Origin of the sequence: Paenibacillus polysaccharolyticus, assembly GCF_900102085.1 — a bacterium.
GTDB lineage: Bacteria > Bacillota > Bacilli > Paenibacillales > Paenibacillaceae > Paenibacillus > Paenibacillus polysaccharolyticus.
In genome coordinates this window covers 15,142-34,735 of record NZ_FMVM01000021.1, presented here as the reverse complement: position 1 = coordinate 34,735, position 19,594 = coordinate 15,142, and the positions used below count along the sequence as shown (strand labels likewise).

At 45.7% G+C, this 19,594-nt stretch carries 22 protein-coding genes; 18 read left to right on the top strand and 4 right to left on the bottom strand.

Going from position 1 to position 19,594, the window contains the following annotated elements; translation table 11 throughout:
• The first annotated feature begins 203 nt into the window (after positions 1–203).
• From BLQ13_RS24505 to BLQ13_RS24480, 6 genes are all read left to right on the top strand, one after another.
• On the top strand, positions 204–530 hold the full coding sequence (locus tag BLQ13_RS24505; RefSeq protein WP_090924324.1) for an ArsR/SmtB family transcription factor: 327 nt from the start codon (positions 204–206) through the stop codon (positions 528–530).
• 152 nt (positions 531–682) lie between these two features.
• Entirely contained in the window at positions 683–877 is a 195-nt protein-coding gene (locus BLQ13_RS28965; protein WP_090924323.1) for a hypothetical protein, read from the top strand.
• A 137-nt stretch (positions 878–1,014) separates the two neighbouring features.
• On the top strand, positions 1,015–1,929 hold the full coding sequence (locus BLQ13_RS24495; RefSeq protein WP_244159452.1) for a helix-turn-helix transcriptional regulator: 915 nt from the start codon (positions 1,015–1,017) through the stop codon (positions 1,927–1,929).
• On the top strand, positions 1,922–2,920 hold the full coding sequence (locus BLQ13_RS24490; protein ID WP_090924321.1) for a hypothetical protein: 999 nt from the start codon (positions 1,922–1,924) through the stop codon (positions 2,918–2,920). The genes BLQ13_RS24495 and BLQ13_RS24490 overlap by 8 nt, the downstream gene beginning before the upstream one ends.
• Before the next feature lie 67 nt (positions 2,921–2,987).
• The gene (locus BLQ13_RS24485) at positions 2,988–4,019 is read left to right on the top strand and encodes a hypothetical protein (RefSeq protein WP_090924320.1); all 1,032 of its coding nucleotides are present in this window, start codon (positions 2,988–2,990) and stop codon (positions 4,017–4,019) included.
• A 249-nt stretch (positions 4,020–4,268) separates the two neighbouring features.
• Complete coding sequence (locus BLQ13_RS24480; RefSeq protein ID WP_090924319.1) at positions 4,269–4,457, top strand: aspartyl-phosphate phosphatase Spo0E family protein; 189 nt, start codon at positions 4,269–4,271, stop codon at positions 4,455–4,457.
• On the opposite strand, the gene BLQ13_RS24475 is transcribed toward BLQ13_RS24480, so the two are convergent.
• Positions 4,429–4,710: a hypothetical protein gene (locus BLQ13_RS24475; protein ID WP_139168944.1), complete on the bottom strand. Its 282-nt coding sequence runs from the start codon at positions 4,708–4,710 to the stop codon at positions 4,429–4,431. The two genes, BLQ13_RS24480 and BLQ13_RS24475, sit on opposite strands and share 29 nt — an antisense overlap.
• A gap of 481 nt (positions 4,711–5,191) precedes the next feature.
• On the opposite strand from BLQ13_RS24475, the gene BLQ13_RS24470 reads away from it, so the two are divergent.
• The 6 genes from BLQ13_RS24470 (at position 5,192) to BLQ13_RS24445 (ending at position 11,126) form a co-directional block, all read left to right on the top strand.
• On the top strand, positions 5,192–6,859 hold the full coding sequence (locus tag BLQ13_RS24470) for a DUF6138 family protein (RefSeq protein ID WP_090924317.1): 1,668 nt from the start codon (positions 5,192–5,194) through the stop codon (positions 6,857–6,859).
• Positions 6,860–6,948: 89 nt separating this feature from the next.
• A complete protein-coding gene (locus BLQ13_RS24465; protein WP_090924316.1) occupies positions 6,949–7,992 on the top strand; it encodes a formylglycine-generating enzyme family protein in 1,044 nt (347 codons plus the stop codon).
• Positions 7,993–8,173: 181 nt separating this feature from the next.
• Positions 8,174–9,070 (top strand): hypothetical protein, encoded by an 897-nt coding sequence (locus tag BLQ13_RS24460; protein WP_090924315.1) that lies wholly within the window; start codon positions 8,174–8,176, stop codon positions 9,068–9,070.
• A gap of 41 nt (positions 9,071–9,111) precedes the next feature.
• Positions 9,112–10,074 carry a hypothetical protein gene (locus tag BLQ13_RS28960; RefSeq protein WP_244159450.1) on the top strand — a complete coding sequence of 321 codons (963 nt, stop codon included), beginning with the start codon at positions 9,112–9,114 and terminating at the stop codon, positions 10,072–10,074.
• Positions 10,075–10,800: a hypothetical protein gene (locus BLQ13_RS24450; protein WP_244159449.1), complete on the top strand. Its 726-nt coding sequence runs from the start codon at positions 10,075–10,077 to the stop codon at positions 10,798–10,800.
• A gap of 56 nt (positions 10,801–10,856) precedes the next feature.
• Positions 10,857–11,126 (top strand): DUF4176 domain-containing protein, encoded by a 270-nt coding sequence (locus BLQ13_RS24445; protein ID WP_244159448.1) that lies wholly within the window; start codon positions 10,857–10,859, stop codon positions 11,124–11,126.
• Positions 11,127–11,192: 66 nt separating this feature from the next.
• On the opposite strand, the gene BLQ13_RS24440 is transcribed toward BLQ13_RS24445, so the two are convergent.
• Together BLQ13_RS24440 and BLQ13_RS24435 are read right to left on the bottom strand one after the other, a co-directional pair.
• Positions 11,193–11,468: a WXG100 family type VII secretion target gene (locus BLQ13_RS24440; protein ID WP_090924313.1), complete on the bottom strand. Its 276-nt coding sequence runs from the start codon at positions 11,466–11,468 to the stop codon at positions 11,193–11,195.
• 269 nt (positions 11,469–11,737) lie between these two features.
• On the bottom strand, positions 11,738–12,844 hold the full coding sequence (locus tag BLQ13_RS24435) for a stalk domain-containing protein (RefSeq protein ID WP_244159447.1): 1,107 nt from the start codon (positions 12,842–12,844) through the stop codon (positions 11,738–11,740).
• 203 nt (positions 12,845–13,047) lie between these two features.
• Here BLQ13_RS24435 and BLQ13_RS24430 point away from each other — a divergent pair, with 203 nt between their 5' ends.
• Positions 13,048–13,932: a phosphotransferase gene (locus BLQ13_RS24430; RefSeq protein WP_090924311.1), complete on the top strand. Its 885-nt coding sequence runs from the start codon at positions 13,048–13,050 to the stop codon at positions 13,930–13,932.
• A 17-nt stretch (positions 13,933–13,949) separates the two neighbouring features.
• Here the strand turns inward: BLQ13_RS24430 and BLQ13_RS24425 are convergent, their stop codons facing one another.
• Entirely contained in the window at positions 13,950–14,156 is a 207-nt protein-coding gene (locus BLQ13_RS24425) for a hypothetical protein (protein WP_090924310.1), read from the bottom strand.
• 405 nt (positions 14,157–14,561) lie between these two features.
• On the opposite strand from BLQ13_RS24425, the gene BLQ13_RS24420 reads away from it, so the two are divergent.
• The 5 genes from BLQ13_RS24420 to BLQ13_RS24400 all read left to right on the top strand — a co-directional run bounded on the left by BLQ13_RS24420 (position 14,562) and on the right by BLQ13_RS24400 (position 19,389).
• A complete protein-coding gene (locus tag BLQ13_RS24420; RefSeq protein WP_090924361.1) occupies positions 14,562–16,202 on the top strand; it encodes a copper amine oxidase N-terminal domain-containing protein in 1,641 nt (546 codons plus the stop codon).
• A 238-nt stretch (positions 16,203–16,440) separates the two neighbouring features.
• Entirely contained in the window at positions 16,441–16,893 is a 453-nt protein-coding gene (locus BLQ13_RS24415; protein ID WP_090924309.1) for a disulfide oxidoreductase, read from the top strand.
• Between the two features lie 42 nt (positions 16,894–16,935).
• A complete protein-coding gene (locus BLQ13_RS24410; protein WP_154891812.1) occupies positions 16,936–17,379 on the top strand; it encodes a FixH family protein in 444 nt (147 codons plus the stop codon).
• 87 nt (positions 17,380–17,466) lie between these two features.
• Positions 17,467–18,963 (top strand): alpha/beta hydrolase, encoded by a 1,497-nt coding sequence (locus tag BLQ13_RS24405; RefSeq protein WP_090924307.1) that lies wholly within the window; start codon positions 17,467–17,469, stop codon positions 18,961–18,963.
• A 33-nt stretch (positions 18,964–18,996) separates the two neighbouring features.
• The gene (locus tag BLQ13_RS24400; RefSeq protein WP_338060894.1) at positions 18,997–19,389 is read left to right on the top strand and encodes a MerR family transcriptional regulator; all 393 of its coding nucleotides are present in this window, start codon (positions 18,997–18,999) and stop codon (positions 19,387–19,389) included.
• Positions 19,390–19,594: the final 205 nt, after the last annotated feature.

Genomic DNA, 19,594 nt, shown 5'->3' with positions numbered 1-19,594 from the left:
AACCTCCTATCATGATGTGTATTTCGCAACATTTCAGAAACGGTGTGTAACATTTGCAAAATGGTGTATAATGTCAGCCCCTGTGTTTCACAACAAGGGATGCATGCGAAATGATATAAGTTCGATTGGTATCGAACATTAGAAATATATCATGGATGTATGTTAGAATACAATGCATAGTCTTAAAAAAAGGAGACTGCCGTATGAAAATTTTACATCATCCACAAGTGGCGGATATTGTGCTTTCTTCCGTGCTTTATGCGCTCAGCGACCCGACACGGCTAGGAATAGTGGCCGAAGCCGCTAGAAGCGGGGAGCAACCGTGTAGTCATTTTCATGCTCGTGTTGTGAAATCAACGATGTCGCACCATATTCGCACCTTACGGGAATCGGGTGTCATTCGAGTCCGAGTACAGGGCACACAGCATTTTATTACACTACGGTCTGAGGATCTGGAAGAGCGGTTTCCAGGGTTGCTACAACCTCTTCTCCAAGCCGCCGCAGAGACAAGTGCAGAAACGGCTGAGTGAATGTCCTTTCTTCTTTATGAAGAAGGGGCATTTTTTATTTTTTTGAACTCGATAAAAGATTACTCCTGATACGACATTCTATGTCGTCCCAATGCCTCTATACTGATGGTGAACAAAACACATAAACCCTATTGAAAAGAGGTTCACAATCATTGGCTAAAACGAAAAGAGGTCGCGTTCTGTGGAGTCTTCCGTCCAGAGGACGGGGAACATGTCCAATATGCAAGAGTACACGAATCAAATTGTTGTATACGCAAACGAAAACAGATGGTACGAGTCTGAAAGTGTGTAAAAAATGCTCCAAAGCTGTGCAGTCCAGAGTAGATCTGGCAGAGGTAAATGTGTAGAGCTGAAAGATAAATCACGTAAGGAAATGTAGACGGATACCCTGTCATAGCCTGTTCTTCGGAACAGGCTATGTCCTTTTGATATAATACAGGAATAAACGTTGGAATGATTCAGGGGGTGAAATCGCTTGAGTAGCATGCATCGGATTCATTGGTTTGATGAACAGATTCGAAGCGGGCGTTTTCCGAACAGCGGTGGTCTGGCACAACAATTCGAGATATCTCGGCGTCAGGCGCAGCGTGATATTGAATATATGCTAAATACTCTCAGAGCCCCATTGGTGTATGTAGCCAAGTATCGAGGGTACTGTTACGAGGATCAGACCTTTCGTTTGCCGCATTTATATATGACGGATGAGGAACAAGGCGTTCTCAAATATCTGGCTCATCGATATCGGCATTATGACTATGAGCGTGCGGATACGGTGAAACGGGTGGCACACTTATTGGAACGTTTTACGATGGAGGATCACCTGCCCAAAGAGCAGTATCCGTTGTTTGCAGCACCGCCCAGGCACCTTCAATGGTTTAAATTGTTGTCCCATGCGATAGAGGATGCACGAAAAGTGCATATCTATTACAAGGATCATGAGGGGGAGCACCAGATCACCTTCTGCCCAGTGAAGCTAACCGCTCAGTTTAATGCAGACTATGTAGTCGGTTACGAGACTGACCCGCTGCAACAGACACCGATTCGCCTGGAAAGCATCGTGCAGCTGACGCTGCTGGAGGAACGCTTTGAATGCAACCAGGATACATGGATGAGCACCTGGGGGGATGCATTGCCTGTTCGAAAACCGTTTGTGGCCGAGATTCGTTTCCGTGAGATGCAGCAATCGGAGCTGTGGCGAGGGTACCGGATTCGGGAGCAAAAGGGGCAGGTCTGTTTGATTGAATTTCACGATGCAGACGTATTTTTGCAACATCTGTACGCTGCGGAGTGGGAGGAACTACTCTCACCAGGATGGCTTAGACGCAAGCTGATGAAGCAGGTAGAAGAAATGACAGAGCGGCTCAGCAGGGGACAGAAAGGGAGAGAACAGGATGGCTGAGAACATGCTGGAGCATCTGGTGATGAAGCGGGAGTCAAAGTCATTTGTGGACAGCCTACATGCGATTTTGCGGCATACAGGTCAATTCCAGGGTGAGAAGTATATGCTTGCAGGGTACACCGGCATGGCCTTTAAATTGTCCGTCCATAAGAGATTACTGCCGATGTCGGTAACGGCATACGGACAGTGGGGAGTGTCTCATCAAGGCGGTATCGACAATCTTGGCCTATTCACAATATATGGTGCAGGGCGAAGCCGACATCCGACATTTGCTTCGTATAAGCAAGACGCCGTGAATGGGGTCAGACGGAGTTTGGATGAAGGTAAAGGTGCGATCTACTGGATGCCCGAGTTTGGTGTCATTTCTGGATATGATGATGCAGATCGGGTCTTTTATGTGCAGGATGGCTGGAGCAAAGAGCCGCATATTTTGCTGTATGATAATTTCGGATTGAATTTCACCGGTTTCTGGTACTGTCAGATCTTTGGTGATCAGGTGCAACGTACAGAGCAGGAGATGGTGCTGGAATCTTTACGCCTGGCAATGGAGGATTGGGATATTCCGTACCGTTTGTTACCTGATCAAAATATAGCTTCTGGACGGCTTGCATATGATGTTTGGATAGAAGGACTTCGCTCTGGAGATTACGATGGTGCAGGAGCAGCTTACCTTCTGGATTCGTACTGCCAATCGCGTACCGAGATTCGAATGTATTTGCATGATGTTCGCGGCTTATGGACTGAACTGGAGCAGGCCTGGATGTGTTATAACCGGATTGCTGAGCTGATCCAGCAAATGAGAGCACTTCTGGTAAGGGAAGAAAACGGGCTTGTACTACGGGAGGATGCTAAGGAGCAACTAGCACAGTGGCTTGGACAGGCGAAGTTGCTCGAAGAGCAGGCGGTAGATTCTTTTCGTACCGTATCAGCGCAGTATGCCGATCGTAAACGATCTACGGTACCCCGCTGGGGCACACATTCCGCACGGTAGAACTGGGGAAGGGGATGTGCGAAGAAGAAAAGGAAGGCAGGATGGATGCAGGAATGGGGCTCAAAGCATGAAAAAAACGAGGTTATTGACCGATTTGGCTGATTTAATTCAGCGACCTCAGACCAATTCGGGTACCACGAACACGGACACACGGCGATACGGAGCAGGCACCTATGCAGATGCGTTATACCCTATTTTGTTACACAAAAAGTGGACACATCTTCCGCGATATATGATTGCAGGCATGACAGCAAGTCTTTTTCGTTTCGTGGTGGACCGTCGTCTGACGAAAGAATCCATCTCGGCATATAACTGGATGGCAGAAAATTTTGTTGCTGCCGATTTCATCGGAGTGACAGCGAGTCAGGCTGCCGGGTTTTCCTTTGAACCGACGTTTCCGCTCTATCAGAAGCATGCATTACTGAATATCAAAAATTCGATCGACCGGGGAACCGGGGCGGTGTTATGGCATGATCAATTTGTGGTGGCTGTCGGATACGATGATGACGAGGAAGTCCTATTTTTCTGCACAGGAGATGAGTCTGAGATTCGTCGTTTACCCTATACGTTAGTCGGCCGGAATAACTCGCCCTATTGGTATTATCAAGTGTTGGAAGCTCAACAGTCCATCGATATGTGGGAAGTGTGCAAGGAGTCGTTAATCCAGGCCATATACAAATGGGAAACGCATGACTATATGCTGCCAGCGCAAGATTACGCTTGCGGTTCTGCCGCATACACCGCGGTTGCGGATGTGCTGCAGTCCGGAAACTATGAGAGCAATCAGGCGGCAGCGGTGCTTCGCTATTATGCTTATACAAGAGGGGACATCGCCTCATATGTCAGAGCGCTTGAACATTTATCGCCGCATATGGATCAAGTCATTGTAAAATATACACAGCTCGCTGATCTCCATGCATCTATTGTTGAAGTACTGGATGATTCCGCGGCATGGGATGCAAGGGAACCGGAAAGTGTACAGCAAGTTATTGAACTGATTCGAAACGCAGGGGGTACGGAACAGGCTGCCATTGATGCAATTAAACATGCTTTTCCTGAAACGATCAACAATCGCTTCTCGGATATTGGGCTCAGATAACAATGCGACACTTTAACATCGAATAAGCTGTACATCTAGACATGTTAGACACCAGAAAGGCGATAAGCCAATCTGGTGTCTTTTTTGCATATCATTCGAGTTTCGAACTCAATAAGGATAAACGCTGCTTTTAGAAAAATAATATATAAAATTTGAAATAAAGGTAATCTGAATCCTGCTTCATTCCGAATATTATAATATATGGTCTTATCTGGATGATTAATTCAAGGAATGAATGGGGGCAGAACGATGGTACGGAACCCGGAAACCCTTCAGGAATGTATCGAAAACGCAAGGCAGAGACTTTACCAGATGGCAAACCAATATACGAGTCTGCAACATCCAGAAGTCATTCGTCAGTCGATGGTGCTGGATGAATTAATTAATGAATATAACGATGCCAAACGCTTCATTTCACATACGAACCATCGTAGCTAGGGTCAAGTGTACGAACGGCTGACTGAACCTCCGAAACAAGTCGTTCGCGTTCTTCGTAAAGCGGGTACTCTTCTTTGTCAAACTGAAAGTGAATCGTTCGGACATCGCCTTCAGAGAATGTTATTTTTTGTGACTCTAATTCAATGAAAAATGAGTCATCAAACCTAAATCCGTCTCGATCCCGGTAGCAGTACATATAGTCAATATCCTTTTCTTCAAGCACTAACACACCTTGTTCCGTCAACTTCATCATTGGATCCTCCTTCATAAGTGTGGTATGCAATATCTATTTACATTATATAGCGTCTGTTAAAATTTAGGGATAGCTATATCATACATGGCCTGAATATTTTATAACCTGAATGATTTCTGTTTTACTTAGTTCTAGGAGTTTAGTCTTCAAGTAATCGTACGAAAGTCTGACAAGGAAACAACCCATTTCACAAATACACCGAAACGACGTTGCTGACATCTCATTTCGGTGTTTTTTTTGTGCTTCCTCCGAAGTTTCACGTCAGAGAAGAAACTCTTAATTAGGATCAAGTGAGGGACAACCGTGCGTAAGACTTATTGTTGCGAGTATGACCGAGCGTGTAAAATATAGGTGGAATGCGAACGTTAATGCGTATTTTTATCATTCAATGTACAGACTGCTCAGGCAGTTGAGATAGAAGCCGTCGTGGTGTTGGAACAAGAGTACATACAACATGTTTTACGGAAAGGCAGGAGATAGAATGACAGCAGCAGTGGAACATGCTTTGGAAGAGATGATTCAGGCTATCCATGAATGGTTTGATGAGCAAACGGCACGTACGGATTTAGAGCAGACAATCCAACGAACGAAATTGCAGATGGGCATATTTGATGATATTTTTGTTTTGTACAAGCCGGGAAGAACGATCGTGGATAGCCTGGATATGGGATGGGATGAAGGTTCACTATCGACGCAGACGATCCGGTTTACAGAAGAACTGGTACGCACCGAGATACAGCCGCGGCTGGTCGAGGTGGTTCAGGAGAAGTTAGCCGAATGGGCAGATACACCGCTGATTGATTACCGGTTTACGTTTAGAGGAAAGTTTCCTACAAGCAACGGGATGCTGAAGCTGACGTTGCTGGAATACATCAATGAAGAGAAAAGACAGCAACTTCTAGAACAGATTCGGACGTATACAGAGCAAAAACTGGAGAATGGTGTATACCCGACCAAGCCGCTCGAAACGACTTTTTTGGCAAAACATCTGCTCGATCCCGTGTTGTTTCCATCGATGGATGCAACATGGATCATTAGACAATATGAACAGATTCAAACGTTAAATCGGGAGCGAAAGGATGCTCTCGCCGAGCACCGTCATACGATCATTTATGCCTTGACGCTATGGGCGGAGAAGCAGTTTTTACCACAGTATTTCGACGTACAGATTTCAGAATATTGTGAAAATGAATACTCGTTGAAGCCAGATCAGAAGCTGGACGGGCAGGTTAAGAGTTTACACTCTATAGATCTGCTACTCTATGCAGCGGTGATGATTTTGCGTTTCGAACCTAGCTACAGCAAGCCAAGAGGGCTTAGGTTTCTGGAACTGGCCAAGCAGCTCGGTAGTGAGCAGGCAGATCGGATGTTGACTGAGGGCAGCGGTACATATAAGCCGGAAGATACTTATGTTAAGACGGAGCAGGTGGAATGCCAGGCCAATGATGTTTTTGCGAGGATAGCGATTCAAATACATCAGGAAGAACCAGGAGCATATCAACAGGCGATAGCCTTTATTATTCGTTTGCTGGAGCAGGGGTTCCCCAAGAGTTATCACATCAAACTGAAATCCAAAGTAAAACAGTATCTGCCAATCAAAGGACTTGCCAAATCGGATACACACCGATTCTTTGCGAATGCTCTAGAATATCCTGAGCTGCGTTCACTTCTGGAACAATACGCACGAGCAGCCATCCAGGAATTTGAGTTTTATGCAGATACAGAAGGGGAGAAGAGTGGGATGCCGGGAAGTTATGCCGCCTTTGGGCTTGGACTTGCGAGCGAGCAGTATTTTCCTCTGATTTACGAATATATGGCGCAGGTCGATGACGAACATCAGATGATTCAGGACAAATTTATTGCTGCCTTTGCCGATAAGTATGGTGTGACAGCAGACTCAGTATCGGTTCTCGTTCAGAGTTTGCGCCGTTCAACGGACGGATTGAAACTCAAATTGTTGCCGGAGTTCGAGCAGGACGAGAAGCTTGAGTGGTTGCTGGAACAGGTTCAGGAGTTGGAATCATATGAAGTTCAGCGAGTGCTCTACCCGATTTTTGGCAAGGTAGAGAAACTGGCTGCACTGGCCCGTAAGGCGGAGGGCAAACGAAAAGAATTGTTACTGAGGCTGTCGCATGCCGCAGGCAAATAAACGAGCTGTCACCCATTCAAATAAACGGGCCTGGTGACTCATTAACTAAAGTATTAGACGCCAAAAGTTGCAGTGAGAGGTGGATGGAGATGGAAGCTTTAACGAAAAGCGTCTGGCAGGGGCTGTCTGAACAGGACAAGCAGGAATGGATGCAACGTATTGCGCTTCAGTTGCCTGAAGGGATGCAGTATGAGGGATTGCAGACGTTTGAGCGATATGGACAGCGGACTCAGACCGGAGTGTTTACACAGGATGAACAGCGATTCGTATTTGTTCCAGGTGATCAGGTAACATTAGGCTGGGAAAAGTGGCATCACGGAATGGATAAGGAAACGACTGCTGATCTGCACGAAACTGCAAGCAGTTACGGGATTGAGGACGTACAATCCTTTCTGGCAGGCCAGATGTCACCTGTGAGAGAGGTCAATATTGGCCCGATGCTTGTGGAGTGTGAGACCATCTCCCTGGGGTGGATTGAGGTAACCGAGGAAGAAGCATTTGCTCAGGAGCATGATGATTTTCCTAAAGCCTTAGCCGAATTCAAGGAATCGGGGCTGAATGAATATGAACTTCATCTGGAATTCAAACTGATTCAAGACCAAGGAGAGGTTCGAATTCTCTGGTTTAATGAAGGAATCGAACTGGAGGACATTGTAAAGGAAGAAACAGCGGCGGGATTCAGTTTGTTGACGGAAGACGAGTGGGAGTATATCTATGGTGGAGGTTGTCGCACGTTATTTCCTTGGGGAGACAGCTTTGACTATACGATGAGATTAAGACATCTGGGGAAGCCGGAGAGTCCGGTTCAGTCTGAGCAGGCGTCGGCTGATACAGAAACAGATGGAGAACATCATCACCCTTATGATCTGGAGTTGCCGAACTTCTTCGGTGTACAGTTTGCCGGAGATCCATATAAGTACGAGCTTACACTGGGTGCAGATGGAGAAGTGATGCCAAAAGGCGGAGATGGCGGGGCTCTGATCTGTGGAGGAACCGGGCCATTACTTAGTTTCCTGCCTGCTGCTTCAGTATTTTTCCGGGACGTGAATGTGGATGAGCTGGATTGGGAGGAATTGATGGATGCGTTGTATTACAGAAGAGTGATCCGAGTAACAGATATGAAGATGGACTAAAGCAAAAAAATAGGGGGACAGCATATTTGCTGTGCCTTTTATATTTATAATTGGGTATATATAATCAGGCCTGACTGCTTAACTTCAGGAATGGGGGCACATTGAGCAGCGCTCGCGTTCCTTTTACAATAAAAGAATGAGTGCTTTTTAAGGGTATTCATTTTTGAAAAGGGGAATACACGTGTCATTTTATACATCCTTTCAGTGTAACGGTTCGGAGACGCTCTTTCTATTTGAAATCATGAATATACCAGAGGCAAAACAGCTTCGGGCAGAATCGCATGCTGCTGCAGGCCGGGGAGAGGCTGCACCTTCGTACACGCAGATTCTCAAAGGCTTGGTACAGGATCATGTAATAAACATTAGCGATCAGGAAATTACGTTAGAACCTCAGGTACATATGCTGCTTACGGCTTGCAAACTGAGCAGTGCGGTAACTCGTCTGGAGTTATTCAACACGGATCAGGGCAGATCCGTAACGTATGGTTTTTTATCAAGTAATCTGTTGGTCGAATGGATCTGGAAGCCTATGCATCATCAGTCCGTATTCACTTCATATCCCTCCTTACAGGATATGTTTAAAGTTCTCGGTAACCGACTGGATATGAATGATACTCCGCCAGAAGCTGTTCCTGATCTGGGACAAGAGAGTATGCGCACGTCCATCGGGGCCGACACATTGCGCCGCTTGTTTGAATTGGAGATAAGTCCAGCGGGACATGGTGATGAACAAGCGGAGATAAGCGAAAGAACCGAAGATGCTAAAGAAACCGAAGCAACCGATAAAATGCAGGTCATATTGGAAGAAGATAAACATCTGGATCAGGGCTGGGTGCAGCCCTTGTGCTGCAGTTTTGCTGCTCTAGAGCAGCAGGGCCGATTTGAAGTATATACCCGGGGTACAGATGAGAGATCACAAGTCATTTATTTTATCGGCAGTACGAGTGGAAACTGGCTCTTTCTTGAAGGGGAGACAGAGGATGTGTTTACTACATTCATCTTAACGGAGGAAGAGCTGGTACAGAGTCTCTTTCTGCTGACAACACGTTCCATATCCGTTCTTCCCTATGTGCGCTGAACGGGAGGGACATTACGTCCGAAAAGTTAGGGGGATTGAACATGACAAAGATTGTTATGAAAGCAGAATATCTGAATGCTCTTGCCCAGCAGATTGAACAAGTCACTGCACAGCTACAGCAAGTTGATGGTATGTTGCAGCATGCTATCCAAGGAGCCGCATGGCAATCGGGTAACCGGCAGACGATTATTGGGCTGTATCAGGCGCATCAGCAACGTTTCCAAAGTGCAGGGCAAAGCATGCAGCAGCTGGCCGCTTATGTGAAAACAACCCGGCAGACGATGGAGCAGAAGGATAACTCTGGTGGCCAATTTGGAGTGACGGGCATTAATCTGCTTGCTCCGTTTGATGGGCTGGGCAGCACGGTCGGTACATTAACTGCAGCTATGGCGGTTGCCCGTTTGGGATATCGAGTGAAGAACGGTTACATGGTGAAAGCTCAGCTGGATCGAAATACACCTCGGGTTCTGGTTCGTGAGAGTCATGATGCAGTCAAAGGAAATAAGGCTCCAAACGGGCGGCCAAGAGACTATAAAATCCATTATGTACGTGACATTGAGGCCAAAATTGCCAACGGAACGGCCAGCCCGCAGATGAAAGAAGTTGCCGCCATGATCAAACCAGGTTATGCCGTCAAATCAGCGTTGACGGACAAGCTGGGTTGGGCCAGTGTGGGTATAGATGTATTCAACGATACGAAAGAGAATATTAGTCAGAATGCAGGTACCGACAAGATCGCGGGTGACATTATCGGGAATGTTGTCGTAGGAGGAGCCACCACTGTAGGAGCGACTCTTCTAACTGCGGCCGTTCTGCCAGCAGCAGCACCTGTACTGGCAGTAGGTGCCGTTGGCCTGGGGGTTTCGGTCGGTCTAACCTATCTTGCGGAAGGGATAAAGCTGGATATGGACCTGGACGGTGACGGAAAGGATGATTCGGTGAAGGATGTTGTCAAGCATGGCGCGAAGAAGGCCTGGTCTACCGTGGCGGGGTGGTTTAAGTAGATGGCGAATAAACAGCGTTCAAAACCTTCAGTGCATAAGGGAAATACGGCTGCTGGTCCCGTGATGTATGAAGGGACATCGTATCCCAAGGAAACGTTCGAGAATTATCTGGTCATCTATGCGCTGGATGGTATTCGGCTCAGCGCAGGCACACTGGTTCTGTTTTTTCTCAATGTATTTCTTCTGATACCTATATTCAGTGTTCCGTTTCAAGCTCTGTATGCCTATCTGCTACTTCCGCCGCTAGCTGTTATGAATCTATGGGCCATTGCCCTGATTGCATTCCCGCGCAGGCTACAGCTCAATTATGTCTTGTTTCGAGGCGTATTCGGACTGGTGTGTTCAGCTTCTTTTATGGTAGTTATACAGAAATTTGCCTATGAAGCACTGGGACTGACTACGCCATGGTATGCGATTGGATCTTTTGCAGTATACTTCTTTGCCTTATCTCAGTATGTAAGGTTTCGTTTACAAAAATTAAAGCAGCCGTCCCAGCGTAAAAAGGGGGAGAAAAGTAATGGTATGCCCATTGCTACCTTAACCGCAATTACAGGAGGGGCATACTTGCTGGCCAACATTTCATTGGCCTTCGTAACACAGCAGACAGTGGCTGTTGTTCTGATATGTGTATACATCCTGCTGGCTTTTGTTGTCTTTCATTTTGTTATGGATCTGCATCGATATTACTGGCTTCGCCGAGTCATGAACAGACCAAAATCGGTTTAATTCAGCGAAAAGCAGGCCTAATTACAAGGTCACTAGATATGAGGAGGATGAAAAGTTTGGAAAATAATACACCTGCACTGCTGCCCAACGGGTCTGTAATTCGTTTGAAAGAGGGTACAAAAAAACTCGTCATCTATGGAAGGAAACAAATGTTAATGACCGAACCTCCGCGGCAATTTGACTATATTGGCTGCCCGTACCCGGAAGGTTACATTAATCCAGATTACACTTATGTATTTAATCACGGAGACATTGATGAAGTTATTTTCAAGGGGTATAGTGATGAAGAAGAAGAGGTTTTTGCGGCAGAGCTTGAGCAGGCGTGACAATACATTACGCCAATTTTGATGTTGGCCGCGGCTGCTGGTATTTTTGATACAAACGGATCAGTACTAACGTGACTGATCCGTTTCACGGAAACGTTCTGCAGTCTGCTGCAGCTGCGTGCCTGTCTCCATTAAACCTCGTAAATAACTGCTCACCGTGGTCATACTGTTATTCATACGCTCAAGGAAATCACGCTGCCGATTGCCTTCCCATTGACCTTCGGATTGATCAATCATCGTTTTGAGTTGGTTAACGATGTCTTGTCCATTCTGCGAAGCTTTGTTGAATTGGACGGCAAGCTGCTGCAGCTCTTCTGGCGACAGATCAATGCGCTGATTCATAGTGCACTCATTCCTTTCTGTTTGTATTTTGCAAAAATCGGGATAACTTTATTTATTATAACCCTTTCCGCATCAAAATGAAGCCGGACAAAAGCCGCGTTTTGCGAGCAGCATAAACGGCCTATAACCAAGACAAAACACACACTATACGGCTCCCAAGTCTGAAGAACGGAAGAGCCGATATCGTATGTGTTTTGTTATTTTATTTATGATGTTATGGGTTTATGATCAGATGATGCTTTATGAGCGTTACGCAGAATAGGATTGCATTATTTTACTTTTTGCACAGCTACGGCCATTTGCTCCAGTTGGGTATGCGTCAATTGGTTATTTGGCGAGCTGAGTGTGACATATCGATCATCCAGCTTGAACGTAAGCATGTCGGTTTTGTCCGGTGTGTACCATTTGCCTGATACGCCGTTAGGCAGTTTTACCGTTTTGCCATCGTAGCTGAATGAGTAGTCTCTAGGAGATACCGTTACATTCATGCGGTTGAATACAAAGTTCACACCATCGCCGCCGGCACCCACACTTTTGAAGGCATCTCCCGCAACCATATGTTGTGGTGCATAGGCTGTGGTAAAGCCATCAAATTGAGCAAATGATTTGCGGATCTGTTCCAGTTGCTGTTTGGAGTAATTTACATTTTCAAAAGCAGTAATCCCTTGATCATTGCCGCCTTTTACTTTTTGTACAGAGACAGCGACTTGTTGCAATTGCGCTTGGGACAGTTTATGATCTAGCGAGCTAAGGGTGACATACCGATCATCCAGTTCGAAGGTTAACATGCCGATATCGCTTGGTGTATACCATTTTGCACTAACACCATTGGACAGTTTAACCTCTTTGCTCGTGTAACCGTCCGAATAATCTCTTGGAGAAACATCAACCTTCATGTGATTGAAAATGAAGCTTACACCGTCGCCAACGGCTACGCTTTTGAATGTATCACCTGCAGTCATTTGCTGTGGAGCATATGCTGTCTCAAAACCATCGAATTGAGCAAATGCTTTCTGGATCGCTTCTTTTTGCGCTACGGTATAGGTTACATTGGTTAGTGCAGTTGGATTGCTGTTCGCTTCACCAATAATAACTTGTTTATTGGCACCATCATACGTTACAGGCACATGCAGTGCATCAGCCAGTGCGCGAACCGGTAGATAAGTCGAGTTATTGTACGTGATTGGAGCCAGTTTTTTACTGTCCCCTTCAGTCGGCGAGTATGCTGCACCGTCTACATTAAAGCTGATTCCATGATTGAGGTAAGCCGAGATTTTCTCCAATTGTGTTCCGGCGTATACACCGGCTGCTCCGGTTAAGGTCATACCCAGCACCATCATTGTAGCTACGGATTTTTTCATGTTTTTCTTCATCATATATCTCTCCTTTAAGTTGGGTTATTTGTTGTCTTGCTGTTCCTTATGACTTTATATTACCCCCCGAACTTATCCAGAATAATTCTGAATTATCTCTAACTTGTAAACATGTGTAACGATCTTTGCATCATGATGGGTAGTTGCGATGTAAAGGTTATAAGGGGAGCATCTTGTTTGGGTTTCATAATTAAGGAGGGGGGCAGATGGATCATCGCGTTATGAAAGAGTTTATTGAAGAGTTTTATGATATTGGTCGGATACAGCGCGTGGAAGTGATGAAACAGGGGACGAGCTCTGAAGCAAAATGCATTGATTCTTCAGCAGGTAGATTCGTGTTACGTAAACTTAGAGATGAGCGGCAGGCTGTAAACGAAGAGAGGCTTCATCACGTTCTGTCATTGCAAAACATCTCTCCAGCAATGGTCATTGCGCGGAATGGGTTGTCCTATGTGCATTTGAATGATGAAATTTATAATTTGCAGTACTACGTGGAAGAAACGGTACCGTACGATCAGGAAACCATGCATTTTGTTGAATTTGGGAACATGCTTGCTCGCTTCCACCATGCTGCTCACAAGCTTGAAATCATGGATCAGCAGGATCGTTTTGCGTTATCTCTATTATGGTCACAAGTCCGTGATGAAGTCAGGGGATCTTCGTCAGCTATTATCGGTTCACTTGAGGGGCATGTAGAGCAATGTACGGAGTACATCGTGAGAAATGATAGCTCGATTCATGGTGATCTGGGTGTGTGGAATATGTTATTTATGAAGCAAAAGACGCTTTTGATCGATTTTGGAGAGGTGAGAAGAGGTGATCCGCATTTTGATGTGGCTGCCGCGCTTACCTCGATGATTCCTGCAACCGCAAGAGCGAATGAGTCTATATCGACTATAGAAGAAGTAATGGAAGGGTACGCTGAGGCCGGGGGACTGCTCACAAGAGAACAGTTGTATGAACAAATTCACCTATGGATGCTGCGCGGCTGGCTGGCGTGGATCAGGGAGAGGGGAGTAACCTCCCCGATGGTGCAACACATGGAACGAGGCGTGCGGAGAGTTGCCGTATTCAAAAAGATGTTACTTTAGCATTCAGTGGATGACGATCAGTTGTACAAATACAGGACAAATCCACCTATGCCCAGTACGATGGCGCCGACGTATACATATGTAAGTTTACTCAGATTTTGCCGTGTACGGCGATCATACTCGGGGTTACTGATGCGATTGGCTTTCGAATTCCCGATGATAAGTGTAGCAATCCCGCCAAATAAGGCAATACCGATAACCAATGCATAAGGTAGCCAAGTCATGAGTTGACCTCCTTTTCCATTCGATGGAGAGCGTTTGCCTCTATTGTATCTCAGGTTTACTCGCAATGTAAGCTATTATTGAGAAATATAGGAAATTTGCATGATATGAATTTGAAGGATGTACACGCACTTGTGGATCGACGAGTGAATTAAATCTATATGGTATATTACAGATGAGTTGTGCATTTTAGACTCAGATCATACTCAGATCACTAGAATTTTAATTTTTTTTAGATAAAAAAACATAGATGTATCAAGCATTTGCGGCGTTCTTTACTGAAAGCTGTAATTTTTTTTGCCTGTGGAGTGATCCAGAATGGAGAACCGTGCGTTACACCCTATGAAAGACAACGACAAAGAAACAAAGGAATCAAAAACATACTTAAGGAGTGACACACAATGAAGATGAAAATGAAAACATTTATTGCACCTGTACTTAGCTTATCGCTGTTAATGCCGGGAATCGCGGGAGCTGCTGCTGCGCCCCAGACCTCCACTTCCATGACGATGATGAAAGCATCCGTGAACACCCCTGCGGCTGACCTGAGAGCGAATCTGGATCATTTGTTATCTGAGCACTTTGCTCTGGCGGTAACAGCCATGGCGAAAGCTTATGATGGAGCCAAAGATGCAGATGCAGCCTACAAAGCGCTCGACCAAAATGCACTGGATATGCAACCGGCGATTGCCTCGCTTTACGGTGAAGCTGGTGCCAAAGAATTCGAACGCATCTTCCGCGCACATAACAAATATACCGACGATCTGGTGAAAGCCACTAAGATGGGGAATCAGGCTGGCATCAAGCAAGCACAGGATAACATCAACGGATTCGTGGATGAATTCTCCACATTTCTGAGCACAGCGACAGAAGGTAAATTGCCGAAAAACGCGGCTAAACAAGCATTGAAAGTGCATGAAGACCTCGTGCAAAAAGTATTCGACGAGTACGTAGCCGGAGATTACACCGATGCATACAAGGCATATCGTGAAGGCTTCAAGGAAATGTTTGACGTAAGTAAAGCACTTTCCACCGCGATTACAACACAGATGCCTGAGAAGTTTAACAACACCAAAGCAGATACCAAAGCAGCTGACCTGAGATCTGCACTCAACCACTTGGCTTCGGAGCACTTTGCGCTTTCCGCTCTGCAAATGCAAGAGCAATATGATGGACGCACAGCGGCATCGAATGCCCTCGTAACCGCAGAAGCTGGAAATACAGCGGACTTCAAAGCCGCGATTGCTTCTATTTATGGAAATGAAGGAGCGAATGCATTCGAAAAAATCTGGGTAACTAACCATGTTAACGCTCAGAGTGATTATGTTAAAGCTGTAAAAGATAATGATGCTACCGCACGTACAGCTGTGCAAAAACGAATCGACGGCTTCACAACGGAGTTTGCTACATTCCTGGATTCCGCAACAGCAGGCAACCTGCCTAAATCTGCAGCACAACAAGCGCTGACAACACATGAAAACCAAGTGCAAAAAGTGCTGGATCAATATGCGGCAGGCAACTATGATGCTTCTTACACCACGAATCGTGAAGGCTTCAAAGTGATGTTCGGGGTAGGTCAAGCGCTGGGTAATGCCATTGTGACTCAGTTCAATGACAAGTTCCAAGAGGCAGCACCAACAACGCCTGCACCAACACCAGCGCCAGATATGACAACGGTTTGGATGAAGCTGAACAGCAAAATGCTGAAAATTAACGATAAAACAACGAACATGGACACCACACCTGTGCTTTGGAAAAATACAACATACATCCCGCTGCGTTTCCTGAGTGAGGGAATCGGCGCAACGGTGAAATGGGACAAAAAAGCGCAGCAAGTTACCGTTATGGCTGGTGATGATACACTCGTATTCTGGGTGAACAACACGGTCATGGAAGTCAACGGTATGAAGAAAAACGTAGGTTCTACCGTGTTTGTTAACAAAGACGGACGTACACAAGTACCGCTGCGTTTCATTGCTGAATTGTTACAATGGAATGTGAAATGGGCTCAAAAAGATGGATCTATTACACTGACTAAAGCGATGTAAGGCAAGCTTAATGCAACAATCAACAATGTGATTCCATACGGTCTTATGTTGATATAATTAATCTCACATTCAAACCGAAAAGGCTGCCCCTGTGGCAGCTTTTTTGTATTCGCCTGAAAGAGCAAATATTTGGTATAATTAATCGCGTAATCAATTACATAAGCATGCAGTGAACTCAGAGAATACAAAGGAATGATAAAATCATTCAAAACGAACAATGGAAGAGGAGGACAGAGGTATGAGTGCAACATCCAATTCAGAGAAGCCTGCACGGAGTGTAGATACCCGATTATTTATTGCCTGGGCTGTATCTGTCATTGCAACCTTGGGAAGTCTTTATTTAAGTGAGATCAAGCAGTTTCTGCCATGTGATCTGTGCTGGTTTCAGCGCATCTTTATGTATCCGTTAACGATTCTGCTTGGAATTGCGTATTTCAAGGATGATGTGGGGATTGCCAAGTACGTACTCCCGCTCAGCTTTATCGGGGGCGGCATTTCTTTGTATCACGTAACGATTCAGCGCATCTTCTCGGCTACCGGCAACGCTGTGGCGTGTGGTAAGGTTCCATGCTATACCGATTATTTGAACTGGTTTGGTTTTATCACGATTCCATTGCTGGCTCTGATCGCATTTATCATCATTATTGTGATGTTGTGGGGAATCGGTAAAACACCTAAATCTTCTAACTAAATGTTCTTCTTAAATCTTTTTACGCAGAAAGGACTAACGGTGATGAAGGGACAAGCTCGCTGGTTTACACCTCTGCTTATACTGGTGCTGATCATGTCCGGCTGCTCTTATACGGAGCAGTCGGCCTCTGGCGAGATGCCGGAGATGATTCGAGTGAAACTGATGATGCCAGATCAGGCGAAGGTGAACGAAGAAGTCGCTTTACAGATCAAACTAACCCAGGGAGAGAAGCCTGTAGATGATGCTGATCAGGTACAATTCCAAATCTGGGACGAACAGAACGAACCTGCGGCACCTTCCATTGAAGAAGGAATGATGAATGCCGATGAGCTTGAGGCACGTGGGGCAGTGAAGGCTAGTTCTGTAGGTGATGGCATATATGAAGTGAAGTATACATTTCAGGAGCCGGGGGTATATGTTGTCCAGGCACATGTAACTTCGGGTGCAATGCATACCATGCCGCGTACGAAGGTGACTGTCGAATAATTTAATGATTTTTCATTTCAATCCTTGACCTTGAAGTATACTTCAAGGTTTATTGTTGTTGTATCAACAACGTTTGGAGGAAAAATCATGAAGATATTCGAATGGATTTTCGTACTAGTGACGATAGCAGGGGCGCTGGGTTTACCGTTTTATGCGAAAAGGCGAAAGCTTGCGATAGGCATGCTCAGTGCCTTGGTGATTGCTTTTCTGCTACATGCGATCATGGACTCAGTAAGGGTGATGTTACTGCCGTCTTATATTGTCGCGCTCATTCTATTTATCCTGTTAATGATTCAAGTGATGAAATGGACTCGCAGTGTTGGAAGTGTAGCACCAGAAATACATAAGAAGAAGTCAAAAGGACGTGCCTGGATGCGCGGTCTCTTCATCCTTCTTCTTGCCGCTTTCTCGGGAATTGGATCAGGAATGTTTACGAGGTATTTCCCAGCATTTACAATGCCCGAGCCAACGGGGCGATTTGCCATCGGTACATTTTCACAACATATCGTAGATGAATCTCGTGAGGAGACTCTTTCGCCTGAATCCGGGGACAAGCGGGAACTGATGATTAATGTGTGGTATCCCGTAGACCCGGAAGTTGCAAAAGGTATTAAACCGGAGTCATATCCTGCTGAATTGGGGGAAGCGATCAGTCTGGTGTTTGGCATCCCATCTCAAGTATTCAGTTATCTGGATACGATACCGACCCATGTGGTAAAAGGTGCAACGATGTCAAATGCAAGTAGCTCGTATCCTGTTGTAGTGTTCTCTCCGGGTGTCCGTTCGGCTCGTTTTCAGAGTATGACCGCGGTGGAGGAGCTGGTTAGCCATGGCTATATCGTCGTAGGCATAGATCATCCGTATACGTCGGCTCGAGTAACTTTCCCGGATGGTCACAAGGTTTCTTATGATGCCGGGCCAGAATTTGCAACATCAGAAGAGTTGTATCAATATAATGTACAGGGAGTCGGCATTCGTGCGGCCGATGCACGTTTTGTACTCGACACGCTTGAACAGTGGAATGTGAGTGACCCGAATCAGGTGCTGGAGGGCAGACTTGACCTGAACCACACGGGCATTATGGGACATTCGTATGGCGGGGCAACAACAGCCGAAGCACTCGCACAAGATGAACGTTTTCATGCAGGACTCAGCCTGGAAGGTGGATTTTGGGGCAGTGTTTCCAAGTCGTCGCTGAAACAGCCGTTTATGTACATCATGTCTGGCAAGACAGCTAAAAGTCTGGGACCCAATCCTACCGAGTATGAAAAGTTATTCTATCCCGAGTTTGAACCCGATCTGAAACATGTTATGAAGAACAGTCTGAATGATACTTATTATCTGACCGTGGATGGATTTTTCCATCAGAGCTTCACGGATATTGCCTTAATTTCACCGCGTTTGTTTGCCAAGAATATGTCTGCGGAGCATAATATCGATATTACGAGAAGTTATGCACTTGCCTTTTTTGACCGTTATCTGAAAGGTGAAGCACAACCTCTACTGCAAGGAAGTTCAGTAAAATTTCCCGAGGCATCTTATGATCATGAGTATACGCAGATACGTAACAAACAAGCGCAATGAGTCAGTTGGAAAGGGGAGAGCGTTGTGCAGACCATGACAAGAGGTCAATTGGCTAAAGAGACGGGAGTAAGTATGGCAACCCTTCGTTATTATGAGGACAGCGGCATACTGCCTGCTCCGCATCGATCCTCCAACGGATATCGCGTGTATACCGAGGATTATCTGGTGAAAGTCAAGTTCATTAAGGGTGCACAGACGCTCGGTTATTCGCTCAAAGCAATAAAGGAAACGCTGGAGCTGCTAAGTAATGAGGATATGGAAAAAGAGACGTTGAAAACACTTGTACGTGAACGGATAACCGACATTCAACAGCACATTGAACATCTGGAGCAGATGCAAAAACAGCTGGCCGGATTGTTGCTTGTACCTGAGGACGAAATCGATAGTTATATCCAGTCCTTTAGAGTGGAGAAAAAAGAGCCGTAGAGCCGTGATCACGGCTCTTTTTCTATTTTTTAAGAGCAGACAGGTCGTATGTAATGAGCAGGAAACGGGGGGAGAGAAACGAATATAACGAATACAACGTTTGAATTTTCCATTCGAGGTTGGTTAGCGTCATGTACCTATTCGAATTGGAGAAACAGAGCTTTATTTCGGTTGGCAAGAGAATACGGCGTTGGATCAGAATATT